A 20,003-nucleotide genomic window follows, 5' to 3' on the forward strand; every position below is an offset into this window, starting at 1 on the left:
TTATGGAATTTAAAATTGAAAATAAAATGATTGGGGATGGACATCCGGCTTTTATAATAGCTGAGCTTTCAGCAAATCATATGAATGATTATGATATAGCTGTTAAAACTATAGAGGCAATGGCAAAATCTGGTGCAGATGCAGTTAAATTTCAGACCTATACTCCGGATACCATAACTTTAGACTGTGACAATGAGTATTTTCAGATAAAACAGGGAACAATATGGGACGGTCAGGTATTGTATAACCTCTATGAGGATGCATTTATGCCATGGGATTGGCAGCCTAAACTAAAAAAGGTAGCTGAAGATTTGGGGTTAATTGTATTTTCTTCACCATTTGATGAAACTTCAGTTGATTTTTTAGAAGATATGAATGTAGGTGCTTATAAAATCGCTTCTTTTGAAATTACAGACATTCCGTTAATTGAATATGTAGCAGGAAAAAACAAACCGGTTATAATCTCAACAGGAATAGCTTCAAAAGAAGACATTGATTTGGCCATTAAAACATGCAAGGATGCAGGTAATGATAAAATAGCTGTTTTAAAGTGCACTTCAGCTTATCCCGCCCCATTGGAAGAAATAAATCTTAAGACAATTCCTGATTTAAAAGAAAACTTCAAAACAGTTGTCGGACTTTCAGACCATACTTTAGGCAGTGATGTTGCTGTTGCATCTGTAGCTATGGGAGCTAAAATAATTGAAAAACACTTTATTTTAGACAGAACTATGGAAGGGCCGGATTCAGACTTTTCTATGGAACCTGATGAATTTAAGCAGATGGTTGATTCAATAAGAAATGTTGAAAAAGCTCTGGGCAAAGTTAGTTATGAATTATCTGATAAAATGAAGGCAAACAGGGAGTTTTCAAGATCATTATTTGCAGTTAAAGACATCAAAAAAGGGGAAATCATAACAAAAGACAATGTCAAATCAATCAGGCCAGGTTTTGGCTTGCATCCTAAATATTTAACAGAAATTATCGGATGCAAGGCTGCTGAAGATATTGACAGAGGAACTCCTTTTAAACTGGAATTTGTAAACAAATAAATTTAAATTAAAAAAGGATTAATATATAATTTTAAGAGGTGCTTAATGTCATTGAATGTTGGAGTTATAGGTGCTGGAGCAATGGGAACAGCTATTTCTCAGTGTATTGCACCAAATACTAATAAATTGTTATTGTATGCCAGAAGAAAAGAAATCTGTGATGATATAAATGAAGGTCATATTAACTGCGAGTATCATCCAAGTGTTAAACTGCATAAAAATATTATGGCTGTCAATGATTTATGTGACCTGAAGGATGTTGATGTTATATTTTTATGTATTCCTTCATCAGTTATGCGCCAGACAATGGTTCAGTTAAATGACATAGTTTCAGATAAGTGTATTTTTGTAAGCACAGCTAAAGGAATTGAAAACAAGACAAATAAAAGAATGAGTGAAGTTATTGAAGAGGAAACCGGAAGATCTGCAGTAGTGTTATCCGGACCGAACATAGCTTCTGAAATGATGAAAAACCTGCCTTCTGCAACTACAATAGCCAGTATAAAGAAAAAAGATCTGGAAATAGTCAAAAATGTATTGTCAACTCCCAAACTTAAAGTTAACACTAATCATGATGTTATTGGAACTGAATTTTGCGGTATCATTAAAAATATTTTAGCTATTTCTCAGGGAATCTGTAAAGGAATGGGCATTAATGACAATGCTAAATTTGCAGTTTTCACCAAAAGTTATAATGAAACTAAATGTATTATTGAGAAATTAGGTGGAAACAGATCAACAGTAGATGATTATTGCGGATTTGGAGATATTATAACAGCATCTACATTAAATGTAAGTAGAAATCATACTTTGGGTATCTGGTACGGTCAGGGAGTGTACCTGGATGAGCAGACAGGAGTGCTTTTTGAAGGAAAAAACACGACTATTGTTCTTAAGGAAATCTGTGATAAGTTAAATATTGAATGTTTAACTGTTAATTTTGTTTATGATGTTATTATTTTGAAAAAAAGTCCTAAAAAAGCATTTTATGTATTATGGGAAAAATTATAATTAATCTTATAATATATCTATTTTATCTTTATTTTTTCAGTTTCAAAGCAATTTTTCTATTTTAAATCAATTTAAGGTTAAACAGTTTTTTATAGCTATTTTTAATGTGTAATCAACAGATTTATATATTTTAAAGCTTAATAATATTGATTGTAGAACATATTTTTATATGTGTTCTTTTTGGTTTAAACAGAATATTTTATTATTTACTTATCTAAGTTAATAGTATTGAAAATAGTTTAAATTTAAGAGTTTTGTTTGTAAATCTAATTTTACAGACTTTTTAGATAATTTGAGCATTTTTGATGAATTTAAATCAAATTTGAAAATGTAATACAAAAGTTATATATGTAACACCAGTAATTATTTAAATAATAATTAATAAAAAGGTTATTACATATTATATTTTTAAGGAGTGATTAGTATGGCTAAACCTATTGGAAAAACTCCCGTTTTTGAAGGTAAAGATGCTATTGCTGTTTTAAAAAAGATGCAACAACCGCCTACTGAAAAAGATAGGGAGTTTGCAAAAAAAATTAGGAATCAAAGAACTGTTTTATTTTAATTTTTTGGTTCCTCTTTTATATCTTTTAAATCTAAATATATGTTAAAACACCTTGTTGGGTCTTGTTTTTTTATCATATCTATTTTTTTAAGGATTTCCTTATCACTTTCACGTGTGTAAAAATTATTTTTAATATAAAAATCTAATGCTATTGCATATGCTTCAACAATAATGACTCTAAATCCTATTTTAGTTTTTGATAGTTTAAGCATTGAAAGTAATACATTAGCAAGTATATGTGAACCTAATCCTTTTTTGGCATATTTTTTATCTATTGCAAATCTTCCAATTTTAATTGCAGGCAATTCATTGTTTTCACTAATGTTTAACTCATTGCATATTTCTTTTTTAGTTTCTTCATCTTCTAAGATTTTTAATTTCATTGAATCTGTTAGAATTGATACATATCCAACTATAATTTCATCACATATTACTAATTGTGTTAAGTTTAAATTCATATTCTGCTGATTTAATGCATCATTTTTTAAGAAATCTGTTAAATCCTGTGACTCGCACTCAAAATCATTTAGGTCATGATGTTGGTTTAATGTTTCGAAAATATAATTTTCTTTAATATACTCTATATTCATGTTTATTATCTTTATTATTCATAATATTAATATAATGTGGTTGGATAAGGTTATTAAATATAAATTAATTAAATTTAGTTTTTTAAAGGTTGTATATTGTGTTTTAAGCTATTCTGCTCTTTTATTTCCATTTAAAAAATTTATCAATGTGCATTATGTTTTTCAGCAATTTTTAAATTTTATTTCTTAATAACTCATTATTATCTTTCTTTTTTCAGTTTCAATGCAATTTTTCTATTTTAAATCAATTTTAAGATTAGGCACTGATTTTTAGATAGAATTTATAGTTTTGCATATTTTAAAGCTTAATTTTAGTAATTGCAGAATGAATGTTTGGAAATACATTATTATAAATATAAAAAATAACAAAATCTAACTTTAATGATATGTGCTGCACTACTTGCTGGAGGTATAGGAACCCGTTTGGATGTTGGAATGCCTAAGCAATTTTATTTAATAGCTGATAAACCAATTTTAATACATTCCTTGGAAGCTTTCTTAAAAGTTGAAGAAATGGATGAAATTATAGTATCTTCACCAAAAGAATGCATTAATAAAACTAAAGATGTAATAAAAGAATATGAATTAACAGACCCCAGAATCACTGTTATAGAAGGTGGAAAAAGACGTAGTGATACAATTTTAAATTCCATTAACTACACTCTTGAAAATGATTATCCTAAAGATTCAATAATGGTTACTCATGATGCTGCAAGGATATTTGTAACTCCTCAGTTAATTAAAGACAGTGTCAGGTATGCAAAACAGTATGGAGCAGCCAGTGCAGTTATTCCAGCTACAGATGTAATATTTGAATCTAAAAAACAGGGAATATTAACTGATGTTCCGGACAGGCAGTATTTGCTGCAGTCTCAGACGCCACAGTCATTTAATATAAATCATTACCTTGAAATTTACAGTGATTTGTCCGATGAAGAAATTGACAAATTAGATGAAGCTATGATTTTGTTTCACATGAGAGGTCATGAAATTGGTTTATTTGAAGGGGATAGAACCAATTTTAAAGTTACAAGACCATCAGATATTAAAATAGCTAATGCGATGTTAAGGGGATAAATAATGGCAGATATTGTAATCTTTTATGAACTTCCGGAAAGGGAATTAAATAATGCTAATCTTTTAAAAGCAGAATTTGAAAAAAGAGGATATTCTGTTGATATATTGGGGTATTATAATTACAGGGAACTTATTTTTCCAAAAGAATATAAACCGAAACTACTGATTGGTCAGGCAGGTTATAACAATAATGACATTGAAAGATATACTGTCAGATTCAAACCTAAAATAGATAAAATACTTAATTTAAGGTATGAACAGGTAATAGCTAAAAGAATTCTTGATTCCAAGGCCCATTATCCTAAGGAGTATATGAAAAAAGCCAGTCATGTTTGCTGGAGTGAAAAGATAAAACAGGATATGATGGCTGAAGGAATTGAGGAAAAGAATTTACCTGTTACCGGAGATATTAAAACTGATTTTTCAAATCACAGATTTGATTCATTTTTCAAAACTAAGAATCAGCTGGCCAGTGAATTTAATTTGGATTCATCCAAGGAATGGATTTTATTTATTTCAAGTTTCACATTTAATGAAAAAGACTCTAAACGTTTAATGAGTATGAATCATAATCTGGATGACGGTAAATATATGCAAAAATGGAATGTTGAATCAAAAGCTATTGTAATGGAATGGTTTGAGAAATTCCTAAAGACACATCCTGAAAAGGAATTTATTTACCGCCCTCATCCTGTTGAATTTAATGTACTTGATGAAGATTCTACAATCAGTATTTTAGATGAAAAATATCCTAATTTCCATTATATCAATAAATATGCAATTCAGGAATGGATCAGGCCATGCGATTACTTAAACACTGTTATAAGTACTTCTATTATTGATGTTTACTTGCTGGAAAAACAGTGTAATATTTTAAGGCCCGTTGAGCTGAATCCTGATTTTGATAATCCATTGCTTGTTGGAGCTAAAACAATCAGCACTTACGAGGAATTTGAAAAGTTAAACACCCTTAAAAACACTGAAGAATTCCCGGTTTCTCGTGAAATGATTGATCAGTATTATGATTTTGGAGATAAGCTGGCTTATGAGCGAATTTGTGATTATGCAGAAAAAATGATTAATGATGATTCGTTTAAGCAGGATTTCTATCCGAATCCGTCAAGATTCCACAGATTAAAGTTCATTATTAAAAGATCTCTTGATGTTCCGAAATTAATTCCTGCAGTTATCAAATCAGCTATTAAAAACAAATCATCAACATCCAAAACTAAAGATAACAGGTCAATTTATGAAAAAAATGCTAAGAAAATAAGAGAAATTATTAATCAGTCCTCATAGGGGCCAAAATCTATTTTTTGAGTTATATGATTATATCTTTCAGATTCTGGAGGTAACTTCATATAATCTCCATAAATTTGTGTAAGAATGCTGTCAAGATTATTTGGACAGTGAACTTCAACATCTTCAAACATTATTGTTTTTCCAGGTTTGAAATCACTTATTTTATAAATTTGCGGATGGTGAAGAGCTGAAATATCACAAACATATTTGCAGTCTTTATCATTATATTTATCCAATAATTTATGAGTTTTATCAAATAAGGATTCTCTTGAAATATTAAATAGTTTTAAAAAGCCATGTCCTGCATTAGCTAATGTCTGAACTAAAATAGGATATCCTTTAAATTTTATAACACTCATTGCAAGTAATCTGTCCAAAACACGGCAACGTTTTACATGGATGAATCTTTTTAATTTGTTGTCCGGAACTTTGTCCAATACAAATATGTCAATATCAATTCCCAAATCAAAATCTACCTGATCAACCCACCATTCTTCAAAAATAGTATCTTTTAACATGATTTTTGAAAATAAAAAGAAATAATCTTTTGTTTTACTTGTTAAAAAGTTATATTTATTATTTGATTTGGATAATGCTACTTTTTTAAACTTTTCATAGTCTTTTCTAAACATAATAATGTCTATATCATCATCCCAGGGAATAAAACCCCCATGCCTAACAGCACCTAATGCACTACCTCCGTAAATAAAATACTCAATGTTGTTCTCTTCACAAATAGCTATAAAATCCTTTAGAATCATAAGCTCTAACTTTTGCAGTTTGTGAATAGTTTCGCTAGAATAATCAGTATAGTGCATTTTTTTACCTTTAAAAAACTTGTTAAATATATTTTATTTAAATTTACATATATAACTTTTCTAATGGAAATTTTTATTAATTATGTTTAGTATACTTTTAGTTATATAGAGGATATGAAAAATATGACTTTTAAAATTAGTGTAATAATGCCTGTTTATAATGCTGAAGATGAATTAAACACAGCTATTGATTCAATAATAAATCAGTCTTTCGGTTTTGAAAATATTGAGTTAATAATAGTTGATGACTGTTCAACAGATAATTCCAGAAACATTATAACTGATTATGCTAATGAATATGAGAATATTATTCCTGTTTTTTTAGATGAAAACTCCGGACTTCCAGGTAAGCCACGCAGTTTAGGTATTAAATATGCCAGTGCTGATTATATCTCCTTTTTGGATTCTGATGATGAATATCTTAAAGATGGTCTTAAAAATCTTTATGATACTATTTTAAGTGAAGACTCTGATTTTGTAATCGGATCACATGTCATTAATCTTGATGGGGACAAAGTTAAAGTTAAATTTCTGCAAAGTGATGAAAAATTAGTGAACTTAAATCCTTTGGAATCTCAGGAAATCTTTGACAGCTTAAGTTTAAATTATTTTGTGGCTCCTTGGGGTAAAATGTTTAAAAAAGAATTGATTTTAGATAATAATATAACATTTCCGGAAGATACTTTATGTGAAGACACTTATTTTTATTTTAAAGCACTGATAAATTCAAACAAGATTTCTGTTTTACCTAATACTCAGGTTTACATGTATAATACTTTTGAACATAAAAAAACAGCTATACATGGTCATGATGTTAAAAAATTCAACAGATTCTTAAAAGGTATGTATAAAGTTAATAATCTTTTAGAACCAGTTAAATTATCTCAATATGTAACAATAGGGGAGAATATTGGGAGTTTACTTTTAATCTTTTCTAATTTGGATAAAAAACATAAAATGTCTGCAGTTAAAGAAATTTACAAGTTTGAAAAACATTTAAATTGTAAAATTGATATTCATAGAAAAGAAATAGCTGTTTTAAATAATAAAGTTTTAAATAAACAGTTTAAACAGGCTATTTTTATTTCTAAGCTTTATACTTCCCTTTATAATAATCAGACAATAAAAAATCTTTATAGAAAGTTTAATATTAGGAAAAATAACTGAGTTTTTTGTTTATTGGTGTTGGTAATGGGTAAAAAAACCAAAAAGAAGTTTTGGACTATGCCAAAAACTAGAAAGTTCAAATCTTTTAAAAAAAGGCAAGATAATGAATATTATTTAACTGAAGTTCAGCTTAATAAAGAAATTAAAGAATTTAGAGAAATATTCAATAATTTATCTTATCCATTATCTGTTGGCGAATATGATGATATGAATTCCCGTAGACTGAAAATCAAATTTTTATTTTCCAAACAGGAGAAAAAAGTCTGGAATAAATCCAATAATCGACGCCGCATTTATCTGGAACAGTTATCTTTTTTTAAACATGTTTATGTTAAATGGAAACATATAACTTATCCGATTTATCTGGAAAGACACTACGGGGTTCCTCACCATACTACATTTTTTGTCCCGTGGTTTTTGAAAAAGAAAGATAAAAAGAAATTTATTTCTGTTGTAGCTAATGGTTTAGTTTAAGATAATTGGACTATTTATGTAATTTAAAGTTTTTACAACATTTATAGGTTAACACAAATTTAGTTATTTTTGGTGTAATTTGAAGTGGCACTGATTTAGTTTTATGGTGTTTATTTAAAATATCTATTCGATTTTATAAAATGAATATTTTATCAAATTCTTTTTAAAGTTGCTTTAACTTCGTAAAATTGCTTTTAATATAAAAATACACTTACATATATTGGATTTTTAAGTTTTAAGATTTTAAATAAGTTTATATATACCTTAGTTTATACTATTTAATAAAGAAATCAATCAATGGAGACAATATTATGGCTGCTGAAATGTTACTTGAAATTGAAAATTTGGGGCTGATTAATAAAGCAAATTTAGAAATTGGAAAGATAAATGTTATTGTAGGTAAAAATAGCACAGGTAAATCTACTTCAAGTAAGTTTCTATTTTCACTTCTAACAGCAGCATCTAGTGAAGGAACTCAATTGGCAAATATGGATATTCATTCAAAACTTTTAAATTTTGTTCTATATTGGGGGACTAAAGGATCACAGGAAATGGATGATAAATTTAAACAAATTAGAAATTCTTTGATGCGTCATTCTGTTTCTTCAGAGCTATTTGATGATATTTATAGTAATATTGCACTTACCTTAGAAAATTATGATTTTAAAGATAAAGAGTTGTGTATTAATGATTTAAATGATTTATTTAGAATAATTAAACTGAATAAGGATGAATATTCTAGGTATATTACAGTTTTCAATGCTCTTATTGAATCAGAGTATGGTAGTTCATTAAATAGATTTAGTAATGCTCATATTAAGTTTCATGGAAATTATAATGGTGTTGAATTTAATCAAGATATTAAAATTGGGGTTGAAAAAAGGAAAAGTAACATCAGTAAAGATTTTTTGAATTATTTTAATTTTCAAAATGTTATTTATCTTGATTCTCCTTCAATTTTAGAAAATAATCCTCGCAGTTCTCAATATCATTTGCGAGTACTTGAGAGGAAACTTAAAAAAATTAAAAATCCTGATGAAATTTATAGTGATGAATTTTTTAAAGATTTAAATGATTTTAAAAGAAGAATTGATGAGTTAATTGGGGGAAATTTTGAATATGTTCATTCAGAAGATGTATTTATATTTAAAAAAGATGATGAAACTTTTTCCATGGAAAATACTGCTTCTGGACTAAAACAATTAGCAACTATTCAACTATTGCTTGATAATAATGAATTAACAAAAAATAGTTTTTTAATTTTAGATGAACCTGAAATTAATTTACATCCTGGCTTTCAGGTAGAATTTGCAGAAATCTTAGTTTTAGCTGCTAGGGATTTGAATATTACATTATATATTAATACTCACAGTCCATTTTTTGCAGAAGCAATAGAAGCATATTCAAGATATTATAATTTAATTGATGATACCAATTTTTACTTAACAGAAAAAGTAGATGGTATTGATAAATATAATTATAATTTACTTGATAATGATGAAATAATTGAGGTTTATGATAATTTAGGAAATCCATTTGACATTATTCATAAAATTAAAGTTCAGGCAGATTTAAAAGATGATTTGAGGGATTAACATGGCTTTTGACAATAGTGATTTTGTTAATCTATTAAATTTTTATAAAGAGAATGATAATTTTCATGATAATGCTAGGAAATCTTTTAATAAATTTAGTGAAGTATCTAAATCAGACAATGATGCAGGAGCATTTAAAAATCCATTAATTATTGATGATAATTGTATTTTTGATTTAGATAATATGTGTTGGAATAGTCATTTGAAGAATAATGGCTCTGTTAAAAGCAATCGCCCATTATCTGTAGATGCTTTGCATTTCAAAAATGGTAGGCTTTATTTAATTGAATTTAAAGGAACTTTTAATTCTACTTTGAATTTAGAAGAAATCATGGATAAATGTATTGAAAAAGTGGATGATAGTGATTTGGCTGGTGCTCTTGAGAGTATTAAAAATAGGTATGATGATGAGATATTATGTAATTTGAAAATCAAACCTTCTGATTCATTGTTTTTAACATTACCTCAAATTTACAAATATTATTGTGAAAAAAAGGATATAAAATATAATAAAGAAGAATTCCTTTCATGGTTGTTAAATGTTCCAAAAAGATTATATGTTGTATTTTTGAATGATATTCATGATAGTAAAAGAAATGAAAGTAAAAATTATAAATATTTGAGAATGGATAAAAAACTAAAGAAAAGATATGCTCCATTTAAAAAACTTGCAAATATGGAAAATTCAATTGTTACTCAAGATGAGTTTAGAGAGGGATTTATGAGAGAGTTTTTTAATTAATTTGTATATTTTTTGATAATGGGTTTAATTATGAATTTTAAATTAAAAAATTACTTTTTACATAATGTTTTAACTCCTCAGATGTATCTAGATATTTATCTTAATAATAATCATCCTGAGCATCAAAATCTTAAAGAAGATTTGGATATCTTAAAAGAAGAAGATCTTTTAAAATATTATAAAAAGCATGAAACACAAATTAATTTTTTAAACAAAAAAAATTCCTGATGTTATGGTATATTCAAGGATATTGTTATTAGGTGAATTAATTGCTGATTCAATATTTGAAGATAGACTTAATGCATTATTAAATAATAAACCTTATGATTTAAAAGAATTTAATGATATTTGTGATGATGAATTTTTAATTGATGTGAAGAAATCAAATATTAAATTTTCAGATTCTATAATTATTAACAATAATAAATATGGATTATGTTTGCCAATTAATGCATTTAATTCATCATATTGGATAACTCAAGAATTAAATAAGTTAAACTTAAATAAAGTAGATTTAAAAATTAGAGTAGATCCTTTTTTAAGAAATTTTGATAATATGTTCTATTCAAGCACTGTTTTTTCAAAACCATTAAATTGGAATGATATTATTAATTTAAGAAATGAAGATAAAGGTTCGTTTCAAAATTATCAAACCAACGAATTAACCGAATATTTATGGAAACCTAGAAAAGAAAATGAAGTTGTTTTCACATGTGAGGAATTGCCCTCAAAAGAAAATATACATTTAAGGGGGAGTAGATATTTTCATGCAATTTTTGAAAAAGATACGGGCAAATTTAAACATTGTGATGGTTCGATTATCATTTATGATAAGAAAAAATTTGACAAAAGGTCTAAGTTATCCATTAATAATAAAGTTAATGATATTGGTAAAGAAATTAAATTATTTAGAGTTGATGGTGTTATTCCAAAAGAACAATTCATGCCATTAGTAACTAGTTATTTTTATTGGAATTATGATTTATTATGTTATTTTTGTAAAAATTTGGTAAAGTAGTTTATAGAAATAATGTATGTTGATTATTGATTCTATCTATAAAAATTATGTTCAAGAAATTCAAGTTTTTTTAAAATAAAACATCTATATTTATCTTTTAAATAGAAAATTAAGAACAAATGCCTATAAAATAAGCAAAATAAGGAAAAATATCAAATCTAATTTATTGATAAAGCCATTTCAATAGATATTTTTTATCTGAAACTTTTCTGTGAGGGTATCTTATGGATTTAATGGCCTCTTTTTAAAAAATATTCAAAATAACCATAGAGAAAATAAAAAAGAGTTTTTTAATTTTTTATCTAAGTTAAAAATTTATTTTCAGTTAACACAAATACATTCCAACATTTTATTAATAAATATAAATAATAGTAGTTAACTTGAATTTAACCAATAAGTTATATAGTATTTTAATCAAAATTATACATAATATAAATTTAAAAATTATTTGTTGATATCATGGATAAAAAAGAGTTAATTAATAATGGTAAAGTAAAAAGTGTATATACTACTGATGATGAAGATGCAGTTATCATTGAGTTTAGAGATGATATGACTGCAGGTGACGGTGCAAGAAAAGAAGTCATGAATAAAAAAGGTTCTTATAATGCACTTATTTCCACTAAACTTTTTAAAGTATTGGAAGAAAACGGTATTAAAACACAATTTATTGATTTGCCTGAAACTAATGTTATGGTAGCTAAAAAATTAGACATGATTCCTATTGAGGTTATTGTTAGAAATATAGCTACAGGTAGTTTAATTCGTAAATATCCAATAGCTGACGGTACTAAATTAAACCCGCCTATTGTTCAAATGGATTTTAAAGCAGATGAATTCCATGATCCTATGCTTAATGATTCTATTATTAAAGCTTTAGGATTAGCTACTCAGGAAGAAATCGATGAATTAACTCAAAAAGCATTAAAAATTAATGAAATTTTATCCAAATTCCTTTTGGAAGCCGGAATTATCTTAGTTGATTTTAAAGTTGAATTTGGTAAAGATAAAAATGGTGAAATTATTTTAGGTGATGAAATTAGCCCGGACGGATGCAGATTATGGGATAGTGAAACCTTAGATATGTTAGATAAGGAATTGTTCAGAAAAGGTAAAGATAATGAAGTTATGGATGCTTATGTAGAAGTTTATAATAGAATTATCCCTGATGATGAGAAAATAGAATTATAAGGAGTTTTTGAAATGATTTTTGATATTGAAGTTAAAGTATCTCTTAAGGAAGGTATGTTAAACCCAGAAGCTACAACTATTGAAAGATCTCTTGCTTTACTTGGTTATGATGTTAAAAATGCTAAAACTGTAGACATCATTAAATTCCAAATGGAAGGGGAAGACAGGGAATCTATAAGGGAAGATGTTGTAGATATGTGTGAAAGATTACTCTGTAATCCTGTAATTCATAATTATAAAATTACTGTTATTCCGCAAAACTCTGCTTGCGGGGCTTAAGGAGTTTTTATAATGAAAATTGGAGTAATTAGATTTCCGGGAACCAACTGTGACAGGGATGTAGCTAGAGCTATTGAACTTGCAGGATTAACTCCTGAATATATCTGGTGGAATCAGGAGGATTTAACAGATTTTGACGGTATTGTAATTCCTGGAGGATTTTCTTATGGTGATTATTTAAGAGCAGGAGCTATGGCTTCTATTACTCCTGTTATTGATGGTATTAAATCATTAGTTAAGGAAGAAAAACCTGTTTTAGGAATATGTAACGGTGCTCAGATTCTTGGTGAAATAGGTCTTGTTCCAGGTGTTTTCATAACTAATGAAAATCCTAAATTTAACTGTGAATGGGTTGATTTAAAAGTTGGAACTACCAGAACACCTTTTACCAAATCATTTAAAAAAGGTCAGACTTTACAAATTCCAATAGCTCATGCAGAAGGAAGGTTTTACACAGAGGATATTGATTTATTAAAAGATCAAGATCAGATAGTTTTACAATTTAAAGACAGAAATCCTAATGGTTCTATGGAAGCCATTACCAGTGTTTGTGATGAGTCAGGTCTTGTTTGTGCAATGATGCCTCATCCTGAACGTGCCTGTGAAGAAATATTAGGTTCTAGCGATGGATTAAACTTTTTTAAAGGATTTTTATAAGTGATTTAGATGGTAGTTTATTTAGTGGGTGCAGGTCCGGGAGATGCTGATTTAATAACTCTTAAAGCTATAAAAGCTCTAAATAAAGCAGATGTTGTTTTATATGATTATTTGGCTAATGATGAAATTTTAGAGCATGCTCCGGAGGATGCCGAAAAAATATATGTTGGTAAAAAAGCTGGGGAACATTATAAAACACAAGATCAGATTAATGAATTGATTGTCAAACAGGCTAAAGAAAATGACAATGTGGTTCGTCTTAAAGGTGGCGATCCTTTTGTTTTTGGTCGTGGAGGAGAAGAAATATTAGCTTTAATGGAAAATGATATCAAATTTGAAGTAATCCCTGGTGTAACATCAGCTATTGGAGCACCAACATCACTTGGGCTGCCTGTAACTCATAGAGCTATAGCTACCTCTGTAACATTAGTAACTGGTCATGAAGACCCTACTAAAAAAGAAAGTCAGGTTAAGTGGGATTATACTGCTGATACATTAGTTATATTAATGGGTATAGGTAATATTAAAGAGAACACAACTGAAATCATGAAATACCGTTCTGGAGATACACCAGTCTGTGTTATAGAAAGCGGTACTCTTCCAGATGAAAATGTGATTTTTGGAACTCTTGAAAATATAGCTGATAAAAAAATTAACACTCCAGCTATTTTGATTATTGGAGATGTAGTAAGTCTTTATAAAGACATTTATAATTATTGAGGTGTAACAATGTGTGGAATTGTAGGTTGCATATTAAAAAACAATAAAAATGCAGCTCCTGTTCTTTTAGATTGCATATCTAAATTAGAATATAGAGGTTATGATTCAATAGGTATCGCTACAGTTAGTGATGGTATTAACATTAAAAAAGATAAAGGAAAAATTAAAGAGGTTGATTCTAAATTAGATTTAGCTGACATGCCTGGTCATTATGGTATTGCACATGTTCGTTGGGCTACTCATGGTGATCCGAATAAAATTAATGCACATCCGCATACTGATGAAACTGAGTCAGTGGCTGTAGTTCACAATGGTATTATTGAAAATTATTTGGATATTAAATCTCAACTTGAAGAAGAAGGTCATGTATTTAAATCTGATACCGATACGGAAGTTATTCCTCATTTAATACAAAAATACATGGATAAGGGATTTGATTTGGAAGATGCCTTACGTGAAACAATTGGAATAATTCATGGGGCTTATGCAATAGCAGCTATCAGTAAAAATGAACCGGGTAAGATAATAGCTACCCGTAAAGACAGTCCTTTAATTGTTGGTATTGGTAAAGACGGATATTATCTGGCTTCTGATTCTCCAGCTATCTTGGAATATGCAAGGGATATAATTTATCCTGAAAAAGGTGAACTGGTTATTATTGATGAAAATGAAGTAATAGTTAAGGATGAATTTGACAATGTTGTAGAAAAAGAAATTGAAACTATTGACTGGACTCCAGAAATGGCTGAAAAGGAAGGTTATGACTATTTCATGATTAAAGAAATCAATGAACAGGCTACAGCAGTTAGAAACACTTTAACTGAAAAAAGTACTATTCAGGAAATTATTGATGATTTAGGGGATATTTCAAGAATCTGTTTTGTAGCATGCGGTACTTCTTTTCATGCTTCAATAACTGGTAAATATCTTTTAGAATCTATAGCTGGCATTCCAACAGATGTTATTTTAGCTTCTGAATTTAAATATTCTGCAAATACATTAAATGAAGATACTTTAGTTATTTTCATATCTCAATCTGGTGAAACAGCAGACAGTCTTAAAGCACTGGATTTGGCTAACAAAACATCTAAAACTTTAGGTATAGTTAATGTAGCAGGTTCAGCTATTACAAGACGTGCCGATTATGTGATACAAACTCAGGCAGGTCCTGAAATTGGAGTGGCTGCAACCAAGACTTATGTAAGTCAGTTAACTGCCATTTATTTATTTGCAGCATTGATAGCTGATGATGAAAAATTACTTGAAGATGTTTATAAAGTTCCTGATTTCATTGAAGAGTTATTAAAAGAAGTAGATTCAATTAAAGCAATGTCTAAAAAATATAAGTTTGCCCGTGACTTTTTCTTTATTGGAAGAGGTTATTCTTATCCGATAGCTTTGGAAGGAGCCCTAAAACTTAAGGAAATTACTTATATTCATGGTGAAGGTTATGCAGCTGGTGAACTTAAACACGGACCGCTTGCACTTATTGATGAAGGAATTCCAGTTGTTGTAATATTGCCTCCTGGAGAAAACCATAGAAAAACAATGAGTAATTTAGAAGAGGTTAAAGCCCGTGGTGCAGATATTTTAGCTATCGGTTCTAAAGATGATGAAAGATTAAAATTAAAATCTGATGATTTATTTGCTATAAATGATGATGTTAATGAAATTATCGCTCCTTTAGTGTATATTGTACCGTTGCAGTTACTTGCGTATTATGTGGCTGTTGAAAAAGGTTTGGATCCGGATAAACCTAAAAACTTAGCTAAATGTGTAACTGTGGAGTAAAATTCATGATTTCAATTTTTAAACTTGATGGGGAAGAATCCAAAGCCATTTTCGCTTTGGAATTTAATAAAAACCCATATTTATTTTTATATTTTAATCAGGAGTGGGTTAATGAAACAGACCCTGAAGTTAAAGCTTTAAAAGAAGAATATTCCGAATTAATGGATTTAAATAATTTAAAAGAGTTGGAATTAGGGGAAAGTATTGATTTTAACGATGGTGCAATAGTCTGCTTATCTAAATTTGAAAATCCAAAATCCGGAATTAAAGATATTTTATATTCTTATTCAGAACTTATGCTTGTAGATGATTAAAAAATATATTTTTGAAGTAGCTATTGATTATATTAATTAAATAGCTATTATTTTGCTATTTATTGTATTATACTATTATTTTAATTGACTTTCTTTTGGATTATTTTGATAGTTAATTGAAAAGCAATTTTTTCCACAATTATTTTCAAAACTTAGTTTAACTTTTCTGTTTAGCTTAATTAGTTTAAATATTTGATATAATCTAATTTTACATTTTATTTGTCTGTTTTTTATAAATTGCTTTGCAGCAGTATTAAGTCTAATTTAACCATGATGATTTATAGTTTTTTAGCTGATTTTAAATTTAATTTTTACTATATTTTAATTTAGCTAGTTAATTAAGTGTTGATTATTAAAATAGGTGACTAGCTATTGTTGATTATTAAAATAGGTTTTTAAATTAATTTAAATTTATGATTATTTATTTATTTGATTTTCATAGCTTTATTTGACTAAATACCTTGGGAAAACTCTTCAGGGATTTTTAATTATTACTTATTAACAATTTTTAAATACTCACAATTATTCGTATTTTTTTTAAGCTTTAAATTACTTATTTTAGCTATTTTAACTCTATTTATGCTTATTTTGAAATTCAAAAGCTTTTTATAAGAAAAACTAGAAAGTGTATCTACACAAGAAAAAAATATTTCTTGATTCATAAGAGGTTAACTTATGTTTGGTAATAAAATGAAAATATTTTTAATAACGCTTTGTTTCATGTTGTCTGTATCTGCAGTTAATGCAGCTTCAGATGCTGAAAATATAACAGCAGTTGATGATACTGAAACAGGTGATGTGGATATTGATCCTCCATCGGGGATTAATAATACGAATATTGTAACTTATTCCAAATCTTCAGATACTCAAGAACCGATTATTTCCAGCAAAGATTTATCAATGTATTATGGAAATGGAAGCAGGTATGAAGTATCTGTATATAATAATGATGGAATTATAAAATATCAGGACAATGCTAAATCTTTAGTAATTTTTAATATTAATGGTATGAATTACACAAAAGAATTAGTAAACGGTAAAGCTTCTATTGGAATTAATTTAAATCCTGGAAATTACACAATAACTACATTTTATCCTTATGCAGATAAAATAACTACTAAAATTAATAATATTGAAGTATTATCAACTATTCAAGCTAATGATGTTGTTAAATTCTTCAGAAATGGTACTCAGTATTATGCTAAGTTTTTAGATGGTTCAGGTAATCCTTTAGTTAATGGTAATGTTACTTTTAATATTAATGGTGTTTTCTATAAAAAACAAACTAATGCAAGCGGTATAGCTAAATTAAACATTGCATTACTTCCAAATGAATATATATTAACTGCAATTCATCCAAGTGGTTTGATGTATGGAAGCAATATCACTGTATTGTCTACTGTTTTTGGTGAAGATATTGTTAAATTCTTCAGGAATGGTACTCAGTATTATGCTAAGTTTTTAGATGATTTTGGCAATCCTTTAGTTAATGGTAATGTTACTTTTAATATTAATGGAGTGCTTTATGAAAAACAAACAGATTCTGAAGGTATAGCTAAATTAAATATTAATTTGCTTCCGGGAGAGTATATTTTAACTGCTATGCATTTAAATAGTGAAGCAAAATCAAATATTATTAAAGTATTAACTACTATTTCAGCTGAGGATATTTCATTAATTGAAAATAAAACTGGAACATTAGTAATTAAAACTTATGATGGTGCAGCTAATGTATCAGTAATAATTGATGGTGTTAAATATATTGTTAAAACCAATAAAGAAGGTATTGCTACTTTAAATCTTTCTTTATCAAAAGGAGATCATGCTGTATTTTCTAAAAACTTAAATTCAGGAGAAGAAGCATTTAATACAATTCATGTAGAAGAAGACCCTGCTTTAATTAAATACTACAGCAATTATGGTATCTCTCCTGATGGGAAATATGTCATGTCTATTGGAAGGCCTTCAGCTGCTGGAGAATTAAGTAAATATGGTTATAAATTCTATAAATCAGTATTTGAAAGGATATGTCCATGTTGTGGAAGTGACAAACTTTACTGGGGAATATTCTGGGCAGGCAGTGAAACAGCAAATTGGGGAATTTTCCCAGTTACCGGTTTAAAAGAATCCGGAAGTGCAGAAGGCCATATATTCTGTGCTAAATGTGATGCCGATTTCTCAGCTATTGATGGTAAAAATCATGGCGGAGGTTCTAAAAATCTGAAAAAAGTTACTTCAACTATTAGTTCATCTAAAGCTGAAGCATATGTATTAAAAAATGGACAGATGCTTTATTTGGCATTATAATCTCCATTTTTTACTTTTTCTAATTTTTTAATCATATCAAGTATTCTGTTTCTTGAATTGTTTTTTAAATCCTGTTTTTCTTTATAATTTTCTTCACATTCCAAAATATAGAAAGCTTCTTTGGATGTAGTTGATGGAATGTTCATTTTAGCTAAGTTACGTTCAACACGTCTTTTTAATTTTTCATCATCCATTTTTTTAGTTAAAAAGATTGGTGTTTTAACAGCAGAAGATATTTTAGTGTTATGTCGTGCATTATGTCTGACTTCACTTCGTTTATCTAAAATAAAATCACTATTATTGTTTAGATTAGGATCTCTAAATGGGATGCCTACATCTGATAAAGCTATTCTAATTTCATCGTTTTTTGGAAGGGATTTATCTAGAACTTCCGGATTTGGACTGGCTAAGGTTCCACCTTGTTTTCTTCCAAAAATAGGACCTTGTCCAACATGAAATCCTGATTCTATAAAACCTGCTCTAACTGGTGCAGAAGAAGTGTAAGTAGCTATTATGCCGTTGTCTTTAATTACACGTCTGAACTGTCTGAAAAAATCTAGAGAAAACAATTCTGGAGCCATATTTTGACTAAATGGATCTAAAAATATTGCATCGTAATAGTTATCTTCTAAATTTTGAATAGTTTGTCTTGCATCTTCAATATAAACATTAATATCAATATTTTCAGGAATTTCGCATTTTTCATAGCTGATGCTGGCATAATCCTTTTTTATTAATTCATTTTCAATAGCCTTTTTTGTAATGTCATGTTCTGGAATGGGTGAGGGAACTAAAAGACCACATGCAAGAGTAGCTTTTGAAATTTCAACCATATCTATTTGTAAATTAGAATCAGAGCTGTTTTTAATAAAATCAGCTATTGCTGCAGATGAATTATATCCAAGTCCTGCACAAATATCTAAAATAGCTATGTCTTCATTATAATTAAATTTCATAGGTTTAATAAATTTTTCAAATGATTCACTTATTGCACCAGTAGATGTATGTAGGGTTTCAACTTTGTGATTTATCTCTTTTGATTTAATAGAATATGATCCATCATCAGTTAAAACAAAATAATCCTTGTATTCATCAAAAAAATTACATCTTGAATTAATATTTCTGCTATTTCTTTCTTTTTCAAAACAGCTGTTGATTAAATCAAAAATATCATCGTTAATTACTCTAGCATTTTTTTCATAACTCATTTTAATCTATTTAAATAATTAATTTTTGATTAATATAAATCTATTATAAAATATAGGTATTTTATTTAAAAATCATGATTTTTGCCGAATTTCTTTTTATGATAATTTACTTAATTTGATATAAT

General features: G+C 28.0%; 21 protein-coding genes. 18 read left to right on the plus strand and 3 right to left on the minus strand.

From position 1 onward, the window contains the following. Positions 1-2 precede the first annotated feature (2 nt). From pseI to K4897_RS08560, 3 genes are all read left to right on the plus strand, one after another. The gene (pseI, locus tag K4897_RS08550; protein ID WP_250416061.1) at positions 3-1,052 is read left to right on the plus strand and encodes a pseudaminic acid synthase; all 1,050 of its coding nucleotides are present in this window, start codon (positions 3-5) and stop codon (positions 1,050-1,052) included. A gap of 45 nt (positions 1,053-1,097) precedes the next feature. Continuing rightward, entirely contained in the window at positions 1,098-2,063 is a 966-nt protein-coding gene (locus K4897_RS08555; protein ID WP_019267018.1) for an NAD(P)H-dependent glycerol-3-phosphate dehydrogenase, read from the plus strand. A 424-nt stretch (positions 2,064-2,487) separates the two neighbouring features. Further along, on the plus strand, positions 2,488-2,628 hold the full coding sequence (locus K4897_RS08560) for a hypothetical protein (RefSeq protein WP_019265757.1): 141 nt from the start codon (positions 2,488-2,490) through the stop codon (positions 2,626-2,628). On the opposite strand, the gene K4897_RS08565 is transcribed toward K4897_RS08560, so the two are convergent. Continuing rightward, on the minus strand, positions 2,625-3,218 hold the full coding sequence (locus K4897_RS08565) for a GNAT family N-acetyltransferase (RefSeq protein WP_250416063.1): 594 nt from the start codon (positions 3,216-3,218) through the stop codon (positions 2,625-2,627). The two genes, K4897_RS08560 and K4897_RS08565, sit on opposite strands and share 4 nt — an antisense overlap. 381 nt (positions 3,219-3,599) lie before the next feature. Here K4897_RS08565 and K4897_RS08570 point away from each other — a divergent pair, with 381 nt between their 5' ends. Together K4897_RS08570 and K4897_RS08575 are read left to right on the plus strand one after the other, a co-directional pair. Beyond that, entirely contained in the window at positions 3,600-4,295 is a 696-nt protein-coding gene (locus K4897_RS08570) for a 2-C-methyl-D-erythritol 4-phosphate cytidylyltransferase (RefSeq protein ID WP_019267287.1), read from the plus strand. Between the two features lie 3 nt (positions 4,296-4,298). After that, a complete protein-coding gene (locus K4897_RS08575) occupies positions 4,299-5,594 on the plus strand; it encodes a surface carbohydrate biosynthesis protein (RefSeq protein WP_250416065.1) in 1,296 nt (431 codons plus the stop codon). Here K4897_RS08575 and K4897_RS08580 read toward each other — a convergent pair. Next, on the minus strand, positions 5,582-6,415 hold the full coding sequence (locus tag K4897_RS08580) for a phosphorylcholine transferase LicD (protein ID WP_019265383.1): 834 nt from the start codon (positions 6,413-6,415) through the stop codon (positions 5,582-5,584). The genes K4897_RS08575 and K4897_RS08580 overlap by 13 nt on opposite strands. 123 nt (positions 6,416-6,538) lie before the next feature. Here K4897_RS08580 and K4897_RS08585 point away from each other — a divergent pair, with 123 nt between their 5' ends. From K4897_RS08585 to K4897_RS08645, 13 genes are all read left to right on the plus strand, one after another. Further along, complete coding sequence (locus K4897_RS08585) at positions 6,539-7,582, plus strand: glycosyltransferase family 2 protein (RefSeq protein ID WP_019265384.1); 1,044 nt, start codon at positions 6,539-6,541, stop codon at positions 7,580-7,582. 24 nt (positions 7,583-7,606) lie between these two features. Next, complete coding sequence (locus K4897_RS08590) at positions 7,607-8,056, plus strand: hypothetical protein (RefSeq protein ID WP_019265385.1); 450 nt, start codon at positions 7,607-7,609, stop codon at positions 8,054-8,056. A gap of 311 nt (positions 8,057-8,367) precedes the next feature. Then, positions 8,368-9,651: an AAA family ATPase gene (locus K4897_RS08595; RefSeq protein ID WP_250416067.1), complete on the plus strand. Its 1,284-nt coding sequence runs from the start codon at positions 8,368-8,370 to the stop codon at positions 9,649-9,651. 1 nt (position 9,652) lies between these two features. Continuing rightward, a complete protein-coding gene (locus K4897_RS08600; protein ID WP_250416069.1) occupies positions 9,653-10,393 on the plus strand; it encodes a hypothetical protein in 741 nt (246 codons plus the stop codon). Between the two features lie 30 nt (positions 10,394-10,423). After that, positions 10,424-10,621: a hypothetical protein gene (locus K4897_RS08605; protein WP_250416070.1), complete on the plus strand. Its 198-nt coding sequence runs from the start codon at positions 10,424-10,426 to the stop codon at positions 10,619-10,621. A 4-nt stretch (positions 10,622-10,625) separates the two neighbouring features. Continuing rightward, positions 10,626-11,411: a hypothetical protein gene (locus K4897_RS08610; RefSeq protein ID WP_250416072.1), complete on the plus strand. Its 786-nt coding sequence runs from the start codon at positions 10,626-10,628 to the stop codon at positions 11,409-11,411. A 459-nt stretch (positions 11,412-11,870) separates the two neighbouring features. Then, positions 11,871-12,602 carry a phosphoribosylaminoimidazolesuccinocarboxamide synthase gene (gene purC / locus K4897_RS08615; RefSeq protein ID WP_019265390.1) on the plus strand — a complete coding sequence of 244 codons (732 nt, stop codon included), beginning with the start codon at positions 11,871-11,873 and terminating at the stop codon, positions 12,600-12,602. A gap of 12 nt (positions 12,603-12,614) precedes the next feature. Beyond that, positions 12,615-12,881: a phosphoribosylformylglycinamidine synthase subunit PurS gene (gene purS / locus K4897_RS08620; protein ID WP_019265391.1), complete on the plus strand. Its 267-nt coding sequence runs from the start codon at positions 12,615-12,617 to the stop codon at positions 12,879-12,881. A 12-nt stretch (positions 12,882-12,893) separates the two neighbouring features. Further along, a complete protein-coding gene (purQ, locus tag K4897_RS08625) occupies positions 12,894-13,538 on the plus strand; it encodes a phosphoribosylformylglycinamidine synthase subunit PurQ (RefSeq protein ID WP_019265392.1) in 645 nt (214 codons plus the stop codon). Between the two features lie 9 nt (positions 13,539-13,547). Further along, positions 13,548-14,258 (plus strand): uroporphyrinogen-III C-methyltransferase, encoded by a 711-nt coding sequence (gene cobA / locus K4897_RS08630; RefSeq protein WP_019265393.1) that lies wholly within the window; start codon positions 13,548-13,550, stop codon positions 14,256-14,258. A gap of 9 nt (positions 14,259-14,267) precedes the next feature. Further along, a complete protein-coding gene (gene glmS / locus K4897_RS08635) occupies positions 14,268-16,049 on the plus strand; it encodes a glutamine--fructose-6-phosphate transaminase (isomerizing) (RefSeq protein WP_250416074.1) in 1,782 nt (593 codons plus the stop codon). A gap of 5 nt (positions 16,050-16,054) precedes the next feature. Then, complete coding sequence (locus K4897_RS08640) at positions 16,055-16,363, plus strand: hypothetical protein (protein ID WP_019265395.1); 309 nt, start codon at positions 16,055-16,057, stop codon at positions 16,361-16,363. Between the two features lie 675 nt (positions 16,364-17,038). Further along, complete coding sequence (locus K4897_RS08645) at positions 17,039-18,670, plus strand: Ig-like domain-containing protein (protein ID WP_250416076.1); 1,632 nt, start codon at positions 17,039-17,041, stop codon at positions 18,668-18,670. Here the strand turns inward: K4897_RS08645 and K4897_RS08650 are convergent. Further along, entirely contained in the window at positions 18,655-19,878 is a 1,224-nt protein-coding gene (locus K4897_RS08650) for an MnmC family methyltransferase (protein WP_019267033.1), read from the minus strand. The genes K4897_RS08645 and K4897_RS08650 overlap by 16 nt on opposite strands. Positions 19,879-20,003 lie beyond the last annotated feature (125 nt).

The sequence above is a fragment of the Methanobrevibacter sp. TLL-48-HuF1 genome (assembly GCF_023617305.1).
GTDB lineage: Archaea > Methanobacteriota > Methanobacteria > Methanobacteriales > Methanobacteriaceae > Methanocatella > Methanocatella intestini.